We start from the raw sequence: 16,538 nt of genomic DNA on the forward strand, positions 1-16,538 counted from the left end.
GGACGTGACGCTGGCGGAAAAATTACGCGTATGGCGGCGTGCCGAAGTCCGTGAGGGGAACCCTGAGGGACTCTGATTCCCTCAGGGTTCCCCTCACGGACCTTGGCCGGATCACTCTTCGGGAGGGATGGTCGGCGGCGGAGGCACTGGGTAGCGTGGCGGTCGATGAGCGAACGTACCTGGGGCTTCCGCACCCGCGCCCTGCACGCCGGCGGCACTCCCGACCCCGCCACCGGGGCCCGTGCGGTGCCGATTTACCAGACGACCAGCTTCGTGTTCGAGGACGCGGCCGACGCGGCGAACCTGTTCGCGCTGCAGAAGTACGGGAACGTCTACAGCCGGATCGGCAACCCGACCGTCGCGGCGTTCGAGGAGCGCGTCGCGAGTCTCGAAGGGGCCATCGGCGGGGTCGCGACGGCCAGCGGGCAGGCGGCGGAGTTCCTCACGTTCTCGGCGCTCGCGGAGTCCGGTGACCACATCGTGTCGGCGGCCGGGCTGTACGGCGGGACGGTCACGCAGCTCACCGGGACGCTCGCGCGGTTCGGCGTCGAGACGACATTCGTGCACGGCGACACCGAGGAGTACGCCAAAGCGGTCACCGACCGCACGAAGCTGATCTACACCGAGGTGATCGGCAACCCGAGCGGCGCGATCGCGGACCTCGCCGGACTGGCCGATCTCGCGCATTCGCACGACATCCCGCTCGTGGTCGACGCGACGCTCGCCACGCCGTACCTCTGCCGCCCGATCGAGCACGGCGCGGACATCGTCCTGCACTCGGCGACGAAGTTCCTCGGCGGGCACGGCACGACGCTCGGCGGGGTCGTCGTCGAGGCCGGGACTTTCAACTGGGGCAACGGAAACTTCCCCCGGATGACCGAGACCGTCGACAGCTACGGCGGGCTCAAGTACTGGGAGAACTTCGGCGAGTACGCGTTCTGCACGCGGCTGCGCGCGGAGCAGTTGCGCGACATCGGCGCGGTGTTGTCGCCGCATTCGGCGTTCTTGCTGCTGCAGGGCGTGGAAACGTTGCCGCAGCGGATGGACGCGCACGTCGTCAACGCGCGGGCGATCGCGGAGTACCTGAACGCGGATCCGCGGGTCGCGTGGGTGTCTTACGCGGGGTTGCCGGATCATCCGGATCACGAGCGGGCCGCGCGGTATCTGCCGCAGGGTCCGGGCGCGGTGTTCTCGTTCGGGGTCAAGGGCGGCCGCGCGGCGGGCGAGAAGTTCGTGGAGTCGGTGGAGCTGTTGTCGCACTTGGCGAACGTCGGCGACGCGCGGACGTTGGTGATCCATCCAGCCTCGACGACGCACGCGCAACTGTCCGAGGACCAGCTCGCCGCGGCCGGCGTGGGCGCGGACTTGATCCGGCTGTCGGTCGGGCTGGAGGACGTCGAGGATCTGCTGTGGGATCTCGACCAGGCCCTCGACAAGGCGGTGAACGCATGAGTTACGACGTCGGCGCGGTCGAACGGCGGCGGCTCCTGGGGCGCACGAAATCGGTGACGGTCGTGGGCGCGTCGGCGAATCCCGCGCGGCCGAGCTACTTCGTGGCGACGTATCTGCTGTCTTCGACGCGGTACGAGGTCAACTTCGTGAACCCGCGACTCGACACGTTGCTGGGGCGGCCGGTGTATCCGTCGCTGGCGGAGGTGCCGGGTGAGCTGGATCTGGTGAGCGTGTTCCGCAAGCACGATGACCTCCCCGGGGTGGCCGAGGAGGTCATCGACGCCGGAGCGCGGACGTTGTGGCTTCAGCTGGGGTTGTGGCACGAACCGGTGGCGGACCGCGCCCGCGAGGCGGGGTTGGACGTGGTGATGAACCGTTGCGTGAAGATCGAGCACGCGCGGTTCGCGGGCGGGTTGCATCTCGCCGGGTTCAACACCGGGGTGATCAGTTCCCGGCGGCAAACGGCACCGTAAACCGGGTGCTGGCCTGAGTACGGTTGGCGAGTGAACCCGAACTGCCCGCACGGCTGGCTGCGCCCCCAAACCGAGATGATCTGTTTGGACGATCTCGAAGTGATGTTCAGCGGCGAACCGGTCACGGTGCGGTTCGGCGAGCGACACGCGGCCATCCACCACTTGGACCGGCGGTTGTTCTTCACCGTCCATGTCCAAGCGCCCGGAATCGACGCCCGGCTGGAGGGCGTCGACAACTACGTCACGGGTCGCGGCCTCGCCCGATTCCTCGACAACCTCGACTTCCGCGGCTGGGAAGGCGAGCGACGCTGGGTCAACGCCGACCGCGACCTGATCGTCTCGGCGACGTTCCGCTCCGGCGGGCACATCGAACTGGCGTGGACGATCCGGCCGTGGCGGCACTCCGTGTACGGCGAATGGGAAGCCACGGTCACGACCTCAATGGAGGCTGGCGCGGAGAAGGACGACCTGGCCGCCCAGATGCACGCTTTCCTTACCGCCGAAGGGTTTCCCGTCGAATACCACGAGAGCGACAACGAGTTCAGCTGACCGTCGCCACCAGAAACTCCTCCCCCGCCGTCTCCAACCCGTCCGAACGACCCGACAGATACCGCTTGTTCAGCTCAACCGCACTGACGTGCTGGACGTCCTGAAAACCGCACTCGCGCGCGAACTCCAGCATCTCGTCCGGCGCGAAGAAGCTCACGAACGGCGTCCCGGCCGCCTTCGCGCCCTTCATTGCCGCTGCCCGGGCCGCGCGGTCGGGTCCGTCCAGGTACTCCTCCGGCATCTGGAACGTCATCGCCACCACGGTGCCCGGCGCGAACCCGGCGAGCGCGCGCAACGTCGCGGCGTTCGCCTCTCGGGTCAGGTACATGCTGACGCCCGTCGAAGCCACCACAGCAGGCTTCGCGAGCTCGAAACCGTTGGCGACCAAGCGTTCCGGCCACTGCTCGCCGGATTCGAAGTCGACCGGCACGAACCGGTACGGGGCGGGCAGCCCTAGAGCGGCCAGCCGTTCCCGCTTCCACTCCTGCGTGCCCGGCTGATCGATCTCGAACACCCGCACGCCCAGCTCCGGCTCCCGCTGCGCGAACGTGTCCAGCCCGGCGCCGAGCAGGACGTACTGCGAAACCCCGCGTTCGCGGACCAGATCCTCGACGAACCGGCTGCGCAGCGCGATTCCCGCGCGGAACCGCTGGGTGAAGCCGAGGTCCATGTCCGGCCGGGACCGCCAGTCCGGGCCGGGATCCGCCAGCTGGAGGCCGATCTCGTCGGCCAGCGCGTGCGGCGGCGGATCGGCGAGCACGTGCAGTGCGCGCCACAACGCGACGCGCACCGCGGTGTGGTCCGGCTCGCTCACTTCGGGGCCCGCAGGATCCAGGCCCGGCCGTCCGGGTCCCGCACGGTCATCTCGCGCGTGCCGTAGTGGGTGTCCTCGAAGGGGGTGACGACGTCGAGCCCCGCGTCGGCCGACTCGTCCGGCACCGCCACCACCACGCTCGTGCGCGGCTCCTGGCTTTCGGGGACCTCGGCGACGAACACCGGCACGCCGTCGCCGTTCGACAGCTGGCCCGAGTTGTGATCGGTCTCGAAATCGAGGCTGAACCCCACGCGCTGCAGGAACTTCGCGGTCTTGCCCCAGTTGTGCGTCTCCAGGAAAAGCATGGTGATGCCGTCGCTCATGTCAGCCGTCCTCTCGTTGTGCGGAAGGGGTATCGAGGTAAGCCCGCAAAGCCGCGGTGACCAGCGCGGACAGCGACTGCTCGTTCTCGATCGCCCGGTACTTCACCTGCTTGATCAGCTCGACCGGCAGGTAGACGTTGAATTGTTTGACCTCTTCACCGGCCATATCTAGGATGCTAGCAATCTAGCCAGCGGCGGACAAGCCCCGCCCGCCGCCGCCATGAGAAGGTGGGGACATGGCGAAACCCTCCGGGCTGCAGATCAGGAACATCATCGCCGCCGTCCTGATGGCTGCCGCGTTCGTGTTCAACCTGGTGAGCGGCGGCCCGTGGTGGGTCACCGCGATCGTCGGCGTCGCGGCACTGCTGTCGTCCTTCTCCGCTTATCTGAACCGGCCGAGCGCCCGGGGCTGACCCGCGAGGGCAGCCAGGCCCGGACGCTCGGGCAGGAAGCCCTCTCGTTCAACCTTCGTCCGCACGGACGTCGCCTGCGGTTCAGCCGCCGCTGCTCTACTCGGCGCGGCCCGATCGCGGCAGGCGAAGGAGTGTTGGTGGCAGGGAACGGCTTCACCGTCCACACGGACGAGTTGCACAAATTCAGCGAGTACATGGACAAGACGACCGTGCCGACGGTGAACGACTCCGCGAAGGCGGTGGACGACGCCAACGGCGGGGACATCGACGCGTTCGGCGTCGTGCTCGCGCAGGTGCTCGCCATTCCCGCGCGGATCGCGCTGAAGGTCGTGTCCGACAACCTGCACGGCGTCGCGAAGGACGTGACCGACAGCGCGGACAAGACGCGCCAGGCCAGCGAGCAGTACAGCAAGGGCGACCAGGACCTCGCGAAGGCGTTCGACAAGTTCAAGCCGGAGCAGGTGAAATGAGCGCGGTCGTTCCCATCACCGACTCGAACAGCACGACCGGCGCGGGCGTCGCGGACAGCTGGCACAGCGTCGTCTCGTCGATCCAGGAGATCCAGAACCTGCACGGCGGCGACGCGGCCGCGGTCGGCGTCGAGATCGGCGTGTCGATCGTCGGCGCGATCGCGGACACCGCCGCGTTCGTCATGGACCCGTTCGGCAAGCTCATCGCCGCCGGGCTCGGCTGGCTGATCGAGCACATCTCGTTCCTCAAAGAGGGCCTCGACAAGCTCGCCGGCAAACCCGAGGCGATCAACAAGATGGCCGAGGAACTGCACAAGACCGCCGAGAATCTGCGCAACGCGGCGAAGGACCTGGACACCACGCTGCAGAAGACGGTCGCCAACTGGCAGGGCGACGGCGCCGAGGCGTTCAAGAAGAACATCGGCGACCGGCGCGGCCAGATCGACAGCGCCGGGCACGCGGTCGACGCCGCGGGCTACGTGGTCAAGACGACAATGGCCCTGGTCTCCGTGGTGCGGTCGCTGATCCGCGACCTGATCACGACGTTCCTCGGCGACGTCATCGCGACCATGCTGATCGCGCTCGCGATGGCGGCGTTCACGTTCGGCGCGTCGATCGTGGTCGGGGTCGGCAACGTGATCCGGTCGGGGATCTCGCTGGCGCTGACGATGGCGTCCAAGATCGCGCGGGTGGTCGGCCTCGGCGGGCGGACCGCGAGCAGGCTGGCCCAGCTGGCGGAGAAGGTCAAGCCCTCGCGCGGCGGTGGCGGCGGGACGCACGGCGGGGGCAACAACCACGAGATGACCGACCTCAACCCCGGGGGCTCCGGGGGCCACGGCGGCGGCGGGGGCGGCGGGCAGGGCGGTCACGGCGGGAATAACACGCCGCACGAAGACACCCCCGGCGGCAACAACCACCACGAAGACACTCCCGGTGGCAACAACAACCCGCACGAGGACACCCCGGGTGGCAACAACCACCACGAGGATCAGCCGGGCGGGAACAACCATCACGAGGACACCCCCGGCGGGAACAACACCCCGCACGAAGACACCCCCGGCGGCAACAACCACCACGAAGACACCCCTGGTGGGAACAACCATCACGAAGACGCGCCGGGCGGGAACAACAACCCGCACGAGGAGCGGCCGAACAACCAGCCGCACGAGGACGATCCGTTCGACACCTGGCTGGCCGCGGACCAGCACTTCAACCCGCCGCCCAACCGCCCGCACGACACCCCGGGCGGAAATAGCCATCACGAGGACACCCCGGGCAGCGGGGGCAACCACGACAACACGCCGGGCGGCAACGGCCACGACAACACCCCCGGCGGGAACAACCACCACGAGGACACCCCCGGTGGCGGCGGCAACCACGAGAACACGCCGGGCAACAACACCGGCCACGACAACACCCCGGGTGGCAACAACCACCACGAGGACACTCCCGGCGGCAACAACACCCCGCACGAAGACACGCCGGGCGGCAACAACCATCACGAAGACAACCCCGGCGGCAACAACCACCACGAAGACCAGCCGGGCAACAACACGAACCACGAAGACAACGCGGGCGGCGGCAACCACGACAACAACACCGGCGGCAACCACCACGAAGACAACGCGGGCGGTAACAACCACCAAGAAGGCAACCAGGGCGGCGGCGAAGGCGGCGGCGGGAGCGGGGGCTCCTCCGGCCCGCAGTCCGCGTTCAAGCCCTACGAGTTCAGCTGGATGAAGAAGCACGAAGGCTGGATGCAGACGGCCTTCGACCTTCCCGAGATCAAGAAGTTCACCGGCGGCAAGAACGTCTGGAAGGACGTCATGAAGTGGCCGGAGGACCAGTGGAAGAAGAACCCCCGGCTGTTCGCCTTCATGAAAACCCTGGCCGACGGCAAGAGCAGCAAGAACTTCGCCGGCTGGGTCGGCAAGGACGCGGTCAACTTCGACAAGTCGATCACCGACATCCAGATGCAGGCGCAGGAAGCCTGGAACATCTCCGACGAGGAGTGGCGCAAGGAGCACCCGGACCCCGCGGCTGACGGGGGCGGCGGGGAGTAGTCGCGCCCCGCTGAGGCAGGAACAGCCGTGAAGGGCCCCTTGAGGGAATCAGATTCCTTCAAGGGGCCCTTCACGGACCAAAAACTCAGTCGGACGTCTCGGCGAACCGCGCGGTCACGGCTTCCCGGCCGCGTTTGCTCAGTTCGCCGAAGAGGCGAAGCCGGGCGAGGCCGCCGTCCGGGTAGATGTCCAGGCGGATCTCCGTTACCTCGGGGCCGTCGTCCGCCAGGGCGAAGCGGTGGCGGGTGTCGGGCTGCAACCTGGTGCGTGGCAACAGTTCCACCCACTCGCCCTCGTCCACGCGGCCGCTCACCGAGGCCCAGCCGGGCGCGTTTCCCTTGAGGTTGCTGGTGTCCAGCTCCACGAACCGGATCAAGCCCGCGCCCGCCAGCCGCACCGTCGCCCAGTCGTTGCCGTCGTCGCGGCGGCGGGCGGTTTCCCAGCCTTCCGCCTGGTGTGCGGCGAGGCCCGGCGACAGCATGTTGTTCGGCGACGAATAGAACATGTCGCTGCATCCGGTGACGACCGCGCCGTTTTCCAAAGCTGCCAAGTCCAGCGAGCGCGGGTCAAGCAGCGAGGGGTCCGGCACGGGCGAACCGTGCACTCGCAGTCGTGCGACGCCGCCGTCGGGGTGCTGGGTGAGGCGTACGTGGGTGTAGCGACGCGGGGACGTCACCTTGTAGTAGTTCTCCGAGTCACCGACCGCCGGTTCGTGGTCGACCAGGACGTCCCAGTCGGCGTCCTGCAACTCCGCCGCGCTCGGGTAGCCGGGGACGGACGTCGCGGCCACGGACACGAACGGCGGGTAGTTGCCCTTGAAGAACGCCGTGTCCACCACCACGCCGGACACCACGCCGCCGAGGCCGAGGCGGACCAGGGCGTGGTCGTCGCCGGGTTCGCGGTGCCGCCGGGTCTCCCAGCCGTCGTACACCTGGCCCTTCGGGCCGAACGTTTCGGCGCGGTGCGCCGGCCGCCACGGGTTGACCAGGTTTTCCTTCTCGGCGAACAGTTCGTCGCTCGCCCACATCACGGTGCCCCCGAACAGGCGCGAGGCCAGATCGGGCTGGGTAGTCCACTCCGGACGGTCGGACACGTGCTCCTCCATCTCTTCAGCAATTGCCCCGGGTCAGCAAAGTCCCCCTCGGCTCGTCGCCGGTCACCGGCTCGCCGCGCAGCCAGGTGCCGCGCACGACGCCGGCCAGCGGGCGCTGGTCGTACGCGCTCACCGGGTTGCGGTGCGCGAGCTTCGCGACGTCCACGACGAAAGCTTCATCCGGCGCGAAGACGCAGAAATCGGCGTCACCGCCCACTTCCAGCTTGCCCTTGCGCGTCATCCCCACCTGCGCGGCCGGGCGCTCGGCCATCCATCGCACCACGTCGACGAGACCGAAGCCGCGCTGGCGGGCCTGCGTCCAGATCGCGGGCAACCCGAGCTGCAGGCTGGAAATACCGCCCCAGGCGAGACCGAAATCGCCGGTGTCAAAGCGTTTCAGCTCCGGCGTGCACGGCGAATGGTCGCTGACGATCGTGTCGATCGTGCCGTCCGCCAAACCCTGCCACAGCAATTCCCGGTTCGCTGCCTCGCGAATCGGCGGGCAGCACTTGAATTGCGTTGCCCCGTCCCGGATTTCCTCCGCGACGAACGACAGGTAATGCGGACAGGTTTCCACCGACAGCGCGACACCCTCACGGCGCGCGCTGGCGATCAGCGGCAAAGCGTCCGAAGAGGACAGGTGCAGGACGTGCGCGCGGGCACCGGTGCGCCGAGCCGCCTCGATCACGTGCGTGATGGCCAGGTTTTCCGCGCCGCGCGGGCGGGAACCGAGGAAGTCGTGGTACTTCTCGCCGTGCGGATCGGGGGCCGCGTCGATCGCTTCGGAATCCTCCGCGTGCACGATCATCTGCGCGTCGAACGACTTCAGCTCGCGCAGCGCGGATTCCAGGCCGGCCGCGTCCAACGGAGGGAACTCGTCGACGCCGGAGTGCAGCAGGAAGCATTTGAAGCCGAAGACGCCCTCGTCGTGCAGACCGCGCAGATCGCCTTCGTTGCCGGGAATCGCGCCGCCCCAGAACCCGACGTCCACGTGCACCCGGCCGCTCGCCGCCTTGCGCTTGACCTCCAGCGCGGCCACGTCGACCGTCGGCGGCAGGCTGTTGAGCGGCATGTCCACGATCGTCGTGACGCCGCCGGCCGCGGCCGCGCGCGTCGCGGTCTCGAAGCCCTCCCATTCGGCGCGGCCAGGGTCGTTGACGTGTACGTGGGTGTCCACGAGACCGGGCAGCAGCACCTCGTCTTCGCCCAGGTCAACGACCCGCGCACCGGCCATCTCGACGACACCGGGTTCGACCGCGACGATCCGGCCGTGCTCAACACCGATCGTCGCCGGGCCGAGACCGGCGGGGGTCACCGCACGCGCGGCCCGCACCACGAGGTCCATCGACGGCACCCTCCAGTTCCACGTTACGGAAAGAGTCTTTCGCCCACCGAGATTAGACACGTCCTTCCCGGCTCGTCAACGCCGTCCCTCCCACGTTACGGTCACCGGGTGAAGTTGGAAGCCGAGTTCACCAGCGAGCCGTTCCGCGGCGAGGGCGCACCGCCGGAGCACGCCGTCCGCGCCCGCGACGCCGCCGACGCGGCCGGGCTCGACACCGACTTCGGCCCGCTCGGCACCCTGGCCCGCGGGAGCGCCGACGAACTGTTCGCCGCGTTGCCGTCGATCGCCCGCGCCGCCCTCGAAGGCGGGGCCACCCGGGTGACCCTGCAACTGCGCCGGACCGACGATTCCGACACCGTTCCGGCGGTCGAACTCAACAGCGCGCTGTCGCGATTGATCGCCGACGTGGAACGCGAACTCGGCTCGAAACTCCGCGATCTCGACCGCCCGGAAAAGCAGCGCGCGGTCCGCCTGCTGCGCGAGCGCGGGGCCTTCAACCTGCGGAAATCGGTTTCGGCGGTCGCTGAGGAACTGGGCGTCACGCGGTTCACGGTCTACAACTACCTCAACCGGGAAGCCGACTGAAAGAGCTGTGAGCCGCGATTCAACAAAGTGTTGACGCACGCTCGACCCGGCCGTACGGTCAGCGGAACACCACCTCCCCGGAGGAGATTCCGTTGCCGCTCGCACTCGCCGAGTTCAACTCCGCATCCGCCGCCGAACTCCGGCCGACGCTCACCGCCTGCCTGGCCGTACCGCGCTGGGTCGACACCGTGCTCGACGGCCGCCCGTACGCCGATTTCGCCGCGCTGAGCAAGAGCGCGGACAGCGTGACCCCATTGCGGCGCAACGAGATCCGCGACGCGATCGCCGCGCACCCGAGGATCGGGGAACGCCCCACCAGCAAGGGCAGCGACGCCGATTGGTCCCGTTCGGAGCAGTCCGGAGTGGACAATGCGGACGAATTCGCCGCCGCCAACGCCGAATACGAAGAACGTTTCGGCCACGTGTTCCTGGTATGCGCGAGCGGCCGCAGTGGCGAGGAATTGCTCGCGAACCTCCGGTCCCGGCTGGGCAACGACCCGGAGATCGAACTCGACGTCGCCGGCGCGGAGCTGGCCAAGATCGCGCAACTGCGCCTCGCGAAAGCGGTAACAGCATGAGCCTCGTAACGACGCACGTCCTCGACACCGCCACGGGCAAGCCCGCCGCCGGGATCGCCGTGCGCTTCGAGCGCCAGGACGGCTCGCTGATCGCCGAGGGCGCGACCGACGACGACGGCCGGATCCGCGACCTCGGCCCGGACACGCTCGACCCCGGGGTGTACCGGCTGATCTTCGACACCGGGGGCTACCTCGGCCCGGAGGCGTTCTTCCCCGACGTCACGATCGCTTTCCGGATCGTCGACGGCACGTCGCACCACCACGTGCCGGTGCTGCTGAGCCCGTTCGCCTATTCCACCTATCGCGGGAGCTGACATGGGAATCTCGTTGGGCCCCAACCAGTACGGCAAGGCCGAGGTCCGCCTCGTCACCGTCCGGCGCACCGGCGGCGTGCACCACCTGCGCGACCTCACGGTGTCCTCGGCGCTGCGCGGCGACCTGTCGGCCACGCATCTCACCGGCGACAACTCCGCCGTGCTGGCCACCGACACGCAGAAGAACACGATGTACGCCTTCGCCAAACAGCAGGACGTCGGCGAGATCGAGGACTTCGCCCTCCGGCTCGGCAGGCGGTTCGTCGACACGCAGGAAAAGATCACCGGCGCGCGGGTCTCCGTCGAAGAGCAGGAGTGGGACCGCATCACGGTGGACGGCGCGCCGCACGCCCACTCGTTCAGCAGCTCCGGCGGCGAACGCCGCACCACCACCGTCACCGTGCACGCCGACCGCGCCTGGGTCGTGTCCGGAGTGGACGGTCTCGTGGTGCTCAAGTCCACCGGGTCCGAATTCCACGGGTACCCGCAGGACGAATACACCACGCTCGTCGAAACCGACGACCGCATTCTCGCCACCGCCGTCACCGCGCGCTGGCGTTACGAGGGATTCACCGGGATCGACTGGGCCAAGAGCCATCGGGAGATCCGGCAGACGCTCCTGGAGACGTTCGCCACCAAGCACAGTCTTTCGCTGCAGCAGACCCTGTACGCGATGGGCGAAGCCGTGCTGCGGGCACGGCCGGAAGTAGCCGAGATCCGGTTCTCTCTGCCCAACAAGCACCATTTCCTCGTCGATCTAAGCCCCTTCGGCCTCGAGAACCACAACGAGGTGTTCTACGCCGCTGACCGACCGTACGGCCTCATCGAAGGCACGGTGGTCCGCGACGAAGCCGAAGAGCCCGGCCCGGCCTGGACCGACGCCGTGCTCTAGCCCCGAGTCCCCTCCGGGAGAGCGCATGTCAGTTACACAGGAACGACCTTCTCGGCACCCCGTGGACGCGGCGCCTCCGCTGCCGCAGTTGATCCTCGGAGGAATCCAGCACGTCGCGGCCATGTACGCCGGAGTGGTGGCGCCACCGCTCGTCATCGGCGCGGCCGTCGGCCTCTCCCCCGGCCAGCTCACGCTGTTGATCAGCGCGGCGCTGTTCACCGCGGGACTGGCCACCCTGTTGCAAACCCTCGGCTTCTGGCGCTTCGGCGCGAGACTGCCGCTGGTCAACGGCGTCACTTTCGCCGCCGTAGCGCCGATTCTGTCCATCGCGGCACAGCATCGCGACGGCAACGCGTTGGGCGTCGTGTACGGCGCCACGCTCGCCGGCGGCGTGTTCGTAGTGCTCGCCGCCCCGTTTTTCTCCAAGCTGACGCGGTTTTTCCCGCCGGTGGTGACGGGGACGGTCATCACGCTCATCGGGATCTCCCTGCTGCCGGTCGCCGTGCAGTGGATCGCCGCGCAGCACAAGTCGGCCAAGCCCAGCGGGCTCGTGCTGGCCGGGATCACGCTGGTCGCGGTGCTCGTCTTCACCCGGTTCCTGACCGGGTTCTGGAGCCGGATCGCACTGTTGCTCGGCCTGGTCGCGGGCACCGCCGCGGCGTGGCCGCTCGGCCAGGTCGACACGTCGACGCTCCGGCAGGCCCCGGTGTTCGGCATCGTGACGCCGTTCCACTTCGGCACGCCGACGTTCGACGTCGCGGCGATCGTCTCGATGCTCATCGTGATGCTCGTGGTGATGGCGGAGAGCACCGCCGACCTGCTGGCGCTCGGCGAGATCGTGGACCGGCCGACCACCAGCCGCGTACTGGCCGACGGCCTGCGCGCGGACGGGCTTTCCACCGCCGTCGGCACGATCTTCGGCGGGTTCGCCTGCACGGCGTTCGCGCAGAACATCGGGCTCGTGTCGCTCACCCGCATGGTGAGCCGGTACGTGGTCGCGGCCAGCGGCGTGGTGCTCGTGCTGCTCGGCGTGTTCCCGATGGCCGGCGGGATCGTCGCGCTGGTGCCGCAGCCGGTGCTCGGCGGGGCCGGGCTGGTGCTGTTCGGCAGCGTCGCGGTGAGCGGCATCCGGACGCTCGCGAAGGCGTCGTTCGAGCATCCGATCAACGTCGCGATCGTCGCCGCGTCGCTCGGCGTCGGGCTGATCCCGATCGTCATGCCGGACTTCTACTCCGGCTTCCCGGCGGCGCTGCAGGTCGTGCTCAACTCCGGGATCAGCGCGGGCTGCGTGACCGCGGTGGTGCTCAACCTGGCGCTCCGGCCGCGCTTGATAGAACGCTCTACTGTCAAGGAGCTATCCTCGGTGGCGTGACTGGCACCAAGGACCGCATCCTCGCCGCCGGGGCGGAGTTGTTCCGGCAAGGCGGGTACGCGGGCACCGGCATGAAGCAGATTGTCGAGAAGGCCGGCGCGCCCTTCGGGTCGGTGTACCACTTCTTCCCCGGCGGCAAGGAACAGCTGGGCGAAGAAGTGGTACGCACCTCGGGGATGCAGTACGCGCAACTGTTCGAGGTCTTCATCTCCCCGGCGCCGGACCTGATCACCGGCCTCGAAAGCTTCTTCGCGGGCGCGGTCACCACGCTGCTCGACACGGACTACGTCGAGGGCTGCCCGATCGCGACCGTCGCGCTCGAAGTGGCGACCACGAACGAACCCCTGCGCAAGGCCACCGCGGACGTGTTCGAGGCGTGGACCAAAGCGGGCACCAAGGGCTTCTCCGCATTCGGCCTTCCCGACGAGCACGCCCGCACGCTCACGCTCGCCTTGGTGACCAGCTTGGAGGGCGCGTTCGTGCTGTGCCGCTCCATGCGGACGACCGAACCGATGGCGGTCGCGGGCGCGGCGGTGGTCGACGTGGCGCGACGGCTGCTGACCGAACTGGGTGACGACGGGAAACGCCGCACCGGGGACGGCTAAGCTGGAGCCAACATCCGGGTCCGCGGGAGGTGGCCGGTGTTCGGTCTCAGCATCGACCACATCGTTATTCTGCTGCTCGCCGGGTTGTTCATCCTCGGCCCGGAACGGCTGCCCGAGGCCGCGCGCTGGGTCGCGCAGACCGTGAAACGGGCCCGCGGGTTCGCCGCGGGCACCAAGGCCCAGCTCGAAGCGGAACTCGGCCCGGAGTACCAGGAGCTGCGGAAACCGTTGCAGGAACTGCAGTCCCTGCGGATCGGCAATCCCCGGGCCGCCGTGACGAGGTATCTGCTCGACGACACGCCCCCGGCCGCCAGCCCGGCGCCCCCTCCCGCTCCGGCGCCGGTTCCGTTGCGGGCCAACGAGCGGCCGCCGGTCGATCCCGACGCCACCTGATCATTCCGCCGCGCGCCACGCCCATCCGGCCAGCACGAGCAGTTCGACCAGTTCCAGCACCGCCATCACCCGTTCCACGAGCCCGGTCGCGACGGTCGGCAGATGCTGCCCGAACGCGACATTAGCCGCGAACGGAATGAGAAACGGCAGAAAGAACGGCACCGCGGTCAGCGCCAGAATGCGCGACCAGCGCGCAAAGCCTCGCCATCGCGGCGAATTCCGGTGCGCCCAGCCGAGCAGCCAGCCGGCTAACGGCAAACTCACACAACTGATCCCGGTCGCGCCGAGATGCACTTTGCCGACCCACGACACCGCATTTCCCTGCGGGTCCTTCGTGAACAACGCCACCGCCGCGAGCCCGGCGCACCAGGCGGCCGTCGCGAAGACCGTCAGCGGCCCGTACAGGATCCCCCGGCGGCGCAGGACCAGCGCCACCACCACCGAACCGGCCGACGTCAGCAGCATCGCCGCCGCCCACATCCACCAGCCGGGAGTCCAGGCGTAGTCGCTGAGCATCGCGCTGACCGGGTCGATCGGGCCCCAGTAGCGGTCGACGTGCAGCACCACCAGGAACGCGGCCGCGACCAGCACCGCGGCCACCGCCGCACCGAGCGCGAGTTTCGTTCCTGTCGCCGACGGGGCTGGCGCCGGCGCCTGGATCGGCACCGGGGTCAGTTCTGTCGCCACCGCTTGTTCTCCGCTCGCCCGTCCGATTTTCCGAAGCATATCCTGGCCGCGAACTCGCCGCTTTCGGACAGTCTGGCCGAATTGCCGTGCATTCTCAGCGTCCTGCCAGAAATCGTGACTACCCTCGCGGCCGTTCACTGCTCGCTAAAGACGGGAAATTCATGCCTGCCGCGCGCGGTACGGAATTGCGGCTGCTCCTGCTCGCGGTGGCGATCGTCTGGTTCGCGTTCCTCCTCGTGGACGCGAACGCCTTGGGGCAGATCAACTTCTCGATCGTCGGCTACGGCGCGTCGTTCACCGCGGTCGCGGCGGTGGCGCACCTCGCGGTCCGGCGCTGGGCCCCGTACGCGGACCCGCTGATCCTGCCGTGCACCGTGCTGCTGAACGGCCTCGGCCTGGTGGTGATCCACCGGATCGACCTCGGGCTCGCCGAACAGGCGGTGCAGCGGGGCAAGGTGTACTCGGCCGTCGCCGGGCAGCAGGTGCTCTGGACGGTCGTGGCGCTGGTGCTGTTCCTGGCCGTGCTCGGGTTCGTGCGCGATCACCGCGTGCTGACCCGCTACGGCTATCTCGCCGGGCTGGCCGGGATCGTCGCTGTGCTGCTGCCCGCGCTGCTGCCGGCGTCGCTGTCGGAAGCGGGCGGCGCGAAGGTGTGGATCAGGATCGGCCCGCTGTCGCTCCAGCCGGGCGAATTCGCGAAGCTGCTGCTGATCGTCTTCGCCGCGACCACCCTGGTGGCGAAACGGGAACTGTTCCGCGTGGCCGGGCGGAAGGTGCTCGGCGTCGAACTGCCGCGGGCGCGCGACCTCGGGCCGATCATCCTCGCCGCGCTCGGCTGTGTGGCGGTGCTGGCGTTCGAGAAGGAACTCGGCGCCTCGCTGCTGTTCTTCGGGATCGTGCTGGTGATGATCTACCTCGCGACCGAGCGGGTGATCTGGGTGTACGCCGGGCTGACGGTGTTCGCCGGCGGGTGCGTGCTGGCGTACTTCCTGTTCAACCACGTGCGGCAGCGGGTCGCGAACTGGATGAACCCGCTCGCGACCTACGACCAGGCCGGCGGCGGGTACCAGGTCGCGCAAGGGTTGTTCGGCCTCGGCACCGGCGGCATGGGCGGAACCGGCCTCGGCGCGGGCAGGCCGGACATCGTGCCCGAGGCGAACACCGACTTCATCACCGCCAGCATCGGCGAGGAACTGGGCTTTCTCGGACTGGCCGCAGTGCTGATGCTGTACCTGCTGATCGCGCTGCGCGGGATGCGGCACGCGCTGGCCGTCCGCGACAGCTTCGGCAAACTCCTCGGCGGCGGGCTCGCGTTCACTGTGGTGATGCAGATTTTCGTGGTCGTGGGCGGGGTGACGAAGCTGATCCCGGAAACGGGTATCACCGCGCCGTTCCTGTCGAAGGGCGGCTCGTCGCTGCTCGCGAACTACATCCTGGTCGCGCTGCTGCTGCGGATCTCCGACGCGGCGCGCAAGCCGAGCACGACCGATCCGGTGCAGGCGGTGCGGGCACCTCTGGCGGAGGCGGGAACGGTGCTGGTCAGACGGCCGCAGTGAGCTGGATGACGAGACGGGGACGGCTTGGGGACGACGCCCGGCAGCGTGTCTCCCGTCCGGTCATCTACTGCGAAAGGACTGACATGTCATCGAGGGGAATGCTGCGGCTCGCCGGGGCCGGCGCGGCCGCGGCGATGCTGACTGCCGCCTTGTCCGGAACCGCCTCCGCGGGGGAACAATCCGCTGCCGTCATCGCGAACTTCTACATCCAGCGCGCGGGAACCAGCGTCTGCCTGGACAGCAACACCAAGGGCGACGTCTACACGCTCAAGTGCAACGAGGGGCGGAACCAGGCATGGACCAACTTCGCCCCGGGCAAGTTCCGGAACCTGGAGACCAACGCCTGCCTCGCCGCGAGCAGAACGGCCGTGTTCACCACGTCCTGCTCGTCCAACACCACTGACTGGACGACCTCGTCCACTACGAACAAGTACTTCAAGAACGTGCAGACCGGGCTCTGCCTGAACAACAGCGGCGGCAGCCCCGAAGCGGTCGGGGTGCGGATCTGCCACGCGCCGACCGCGCTGTGGACCGTGGAACGAGCCTGATCGCGGAACCGGT

21 protein-coding genes are annotated in these 16,538 nt (G+C 68.6%); 15 read left to right on the forward strand and 6 right to left on the reverse strand.

All coding sequences use genetic code 11. From position 1 onward, the window contains the following. The first annotated feature begins 165 nt into the window (after window positions 1-165). Genes ABZX37_RS08135 through ABZX37_RS08145 form a run of 3 tightly spaced genes read left to right on the forward strand, consistent with a single transcriptional unit; the run spans window position 166 to window position 2,474 of the window. Window positions 166-1,452 (forward strand): O-acetylhomoserine aminocarboxypropyltransferase/cysteine synthase family protein, encoded by a 1,287-nt coding sequence (locus ABZX37_RS08135; protein WP_354737210.1) that lies wholly within the window; start codon window positions 166-168, stop codon window positions 1,450-1,452. Continuing rightward, window positions 1,449-1,925, forward strand: coding sequence for a CoA-binding protein (locus tag ABZX37_RS08140; protein ID WP_354737212.1), 477 nt, complete (start codon window positions 1,449-1,451; stop codon window positions 1,923-1,925). Before ABZX37_RS08135 ends, ABZX37_RS08140 begins: the two co-directional genes overlap by 4 nt. 30 nt (window positions 1,926-1,955) lie before the next feature. Continuing rightward, a complete protein-coding gene (locus tag ABZX37_RS08145) occupies window positions 1,956-2,474 on the forward strand; it encodes a DUF6228 family protein (RefSeq protein ID WP_354737214.1) in 519 nt (172 codons plus the stop codon). Here ABZX37_RS08145 and ABZX37_RS08150 read toward each other — a convergent pair. The 3 genes from ABZX37_RS08150 to ABZX37_RS08160 are packed head-to-tail and all read right to left on the reverse strand — an operon-like array spanning window position 2,467 to window position 3,777. Further along, window positions 2,467-3,288, reverse strand: coding sequence for a class I SAM-dependent methyltransferase (locus tag ABZX37_RS08150; RefSeq protein WP_354737216.1), 822 nt, complete (start codon window positions 3,286-3,288; stop codon window positions 2,467-2,469). The two genes, ABZX37_RS08145 and ABZX37_RS08150, sit on opposite strands and share 8 nt — an antisense overlap. Further along, the gene (locus ABZX37_RS08155; RefSeq protein WP_354737218.1) at window positions 3,285-3,611 is read right to left on the reverse strand and encodes a VOC family protein; all 327 of its coding nucleotides are present in this window, start codon (window positions 3,609-3,611) and stop codon (window positions 3,285-3,287) included. Before ABZX37_RS08155 ends, ABZX37_RS08150 begins: the two co-directional genes overlap by 4 nt. A 1-nt stretch (window position 3,612) precedes the next feature. Continuing rightward, on the reverse strand, window positions 3,613-3,777 hold the full coding sequence (locus tag ABZX37_RS08160) for a ribbon-helix-helix protein, CopG family (RefSeq protein ID WP_354737220.1): 165 nt from the start codon (window positions 3,775-3,777) through the stop codon (window positions 3,613-3,615). A gap of 70 nt (window positions 3,778-3,847) precedes the next feature. Here ABZX37_RS08160 and ABZX37_RS08165 point away from each other — a divergent pair, with 70 nt between their 5' ends. The 3 genes from ABZX37_RS08165 (at window position 3,848) to ABZX37_RS08175 (ending at window position 6,557) form a co-directional block, all read left to right on the forward strand. Next, complete coding sequence (locus ABZX37_RS08165) at window positions 3,848-4,024, forward strand: hypothetical protein (RefSeq protein ID WP_167545671.1); 177 nt, start codon at window positions 3,848-3,850, stop codon at window positions 4,022-4,024. A gap of 137 nt (window positions 4,025-4,161) precedes the next feature. Continuing rightward, window positions 4,162-4,494, forward strand: a complete 333-nt coding sequence (locus ABZX37_RS08170) for a type VII secretion target (RefSeq protein ID WP_354737222.1) — start codon at window positions 4,162-4,164, stop codon at window positions 4,492-4,494. Then, complete coding sequence (locus ABZX37_RS08175) at window positions 4,491-6,557, forward strand: hypothetical protein (protein WP_354737224.1); 2,067 nt, start codon at window positions 4,491-4,493, stop codon at window positions 6,555-6,557. Before ABZX37_RS08170 ends, ABZX37_RS08175 begins: the two co-directional genes overlap by 4 nt. Window positions 6,558-6,642: 85 nt before the next feature. Here ABZX37_RS08175 and alc read toward each other — a convergent pair whose 3' ends face one another. Together alc and allB are read right to left on the reverse strand one after the other, a co-directional pair. Continuing rightward, window positions 6,643-7,662, reverse strand: a complete 1,020-nt coding sequence (alc, locus tag ABZX37_RS08180; protein ID WP_354737226.1) for an allantoicase — start codon at window positions 7,660-7,662, stop codon at window positions 6,643-6,645. A 4-nt stretch (window positions 7,663-7,666) separates the two neighbouring features. Further along, window positions 7,667-8,995: an allantoinase AllB gene (gene allB, locus ABZX37_RS08185; RefSeq protein ID WP_354737228.1), complete on the reverse strand. Its 1,329-nt coding sequence runs from the start codon at window positions 8,993-8,995 to the stop codon at window positions 7,667-7,669. 108 nt (window positions 8,996-9,103) lie between these two features. Between allB and ABZX37_RS08190 the strand changes: the two genes are divergently transcribed. From ABZX37_RS08190 to tatB, 7 genes are all read left to right on the forward strand, one after another. Further along, window positions 9,104-9,580, forward strand: coding sequence for a helix-turn-helix domain-containing protein (locus tag ABZX37_RS08190; RefSeq protein WP_354737230.1), 477 nt, complete (start codon window positions 9,104-9,106; stop codon window positions 9,578-9,580). Window positions 9,581-9,672: 92 nt separating this feature from the next. Beyond that, on the forward strand, window positions 9,673-10,158 hold the full coding sequence (uraD, locus tag ABZX37_RS08195) for a 2-oxo-4-hydroxy-4-carboxy-5-ureidoimidazoline decarboxylase (RefSeq protein WP_354737232.1): 486 nt from the start codon (window positions 9,673-9,675) through the stop codon (window positions 10,156-10,158). After that, complete coding sequence (uraH, locus tag ABZX37_RS08200) at window positions 10,155-10,472, forward strand: hydroxyisourate hydrolase (protein WP_354737234.1); 318 nt, start codon at window positions 10,155-10,157, stop codon at window positions 10,470-10,472. Before uraD ends, uraH begins: the two co-directional genes overlap by 4 nt. A 1-nt stretch (window position 10,473) precedes the next feature. Next, a complete protein-coding gene (gene pucL, locus ABZX37_RS08205) occupies window positions 10,474-11,364 on the forward strand; it encodes a factor-independent urate hydroxylase (protein ID WP_354737236.1) in 891 nt (296 codons plus the stop codon). Window positions 11,365-11,389: 25 nt separating this feature from the next. Then, on the forward strand, window positions 11,390-12,736 hold the full coding sequence (locus tag ABZX37_RS08210; RefSeq protein ID WP_354737238.1) for a nucleobase:cation symporter-2 family protein: 1,347 nt from the start codon (window positions 11,390-11,392) through the stop codon (window positions 12,734-12,736). Further along, entirely contained in the window at window positions 12,733-13,341 is a 609-nt protein-coding gene (locus ABZX37_RS08215) for a TetR/AcrR family transcriptional regulator (protein ID WP_354737240.1), read from the forward strand. Before ABZX37_RS08210 ends, ABZX37_RS08215 begins: the two co-directional genes overlap by 4 nt. A 36-nt stretch (window positions 13,342-13,377) precedes the next feature. Continuing rightward, on the forward strand, window positions 13,378-13,734 hold the full coding sequence (tatB, locus tag ABZX37_RS08220) for a Sec-independent protein translocase protein TatB (RefSeq protein ID WP_354737242.1): 357 nt from the start codon (window positions 13,378-13,380) through the stop codon (window positions 13,732-13,734). Here the strand turns inward: tatB and ABZX37_RS08225 are convergent, their stop codons facing one another. Next, window positions 13,735-14,421, reverse strand: coding sequence for a DUF998 domain-containing protein (locus ABZX37_RS08225; protein ID WP_354737244.1), 687 nt, complete (start codon window positions 14,419-14,421; stop codon window positions 13,735-13,737). 161 nt (window positions 14,422-14,582) lie between these two features. Between ABZX37_RS08225 and ABZX37_RS08230 the strand changes: the two genes are divergently transcribed. Next, window positions 14,583-15,977, forward strand: coding sequence for an FtsW/RodA/SpoVE family cell cycle protein (locus ABZX37_RS08230; protein ID WP_354737246.1), 1,395 nt, complete (start codon window positions 14,583-14,585; stop codon window positions 15,975-15,977). Window positions 15,978-16,060: 83 nt separating this feature from the next. Then, window positions 16,061-16,525 (forward strand): ricin-type beta-trefoil lectin domain protein, encoded by a 465-nt coding sequence (locus tag ABZX37_RS08235; RefSeq protein WP_354737248.1) that lies wholly within the window; start codon window positions 16,061-16,063, stop codon window positions 16,523-16,525. Window positions 16,526-16,538 lie beyond the last annotated feature (13 nt).

It is taken from the genome of Amycolatopsis sp. NPDC004079, assembly GCF_040610415.1.
Lineage (GTDB): Bacteria > Actinomycetota > Actinomycetes > Mycobacteriales > Pseudonocardiaceae > Amycolatopsis > Amycolatopsis halotolerans.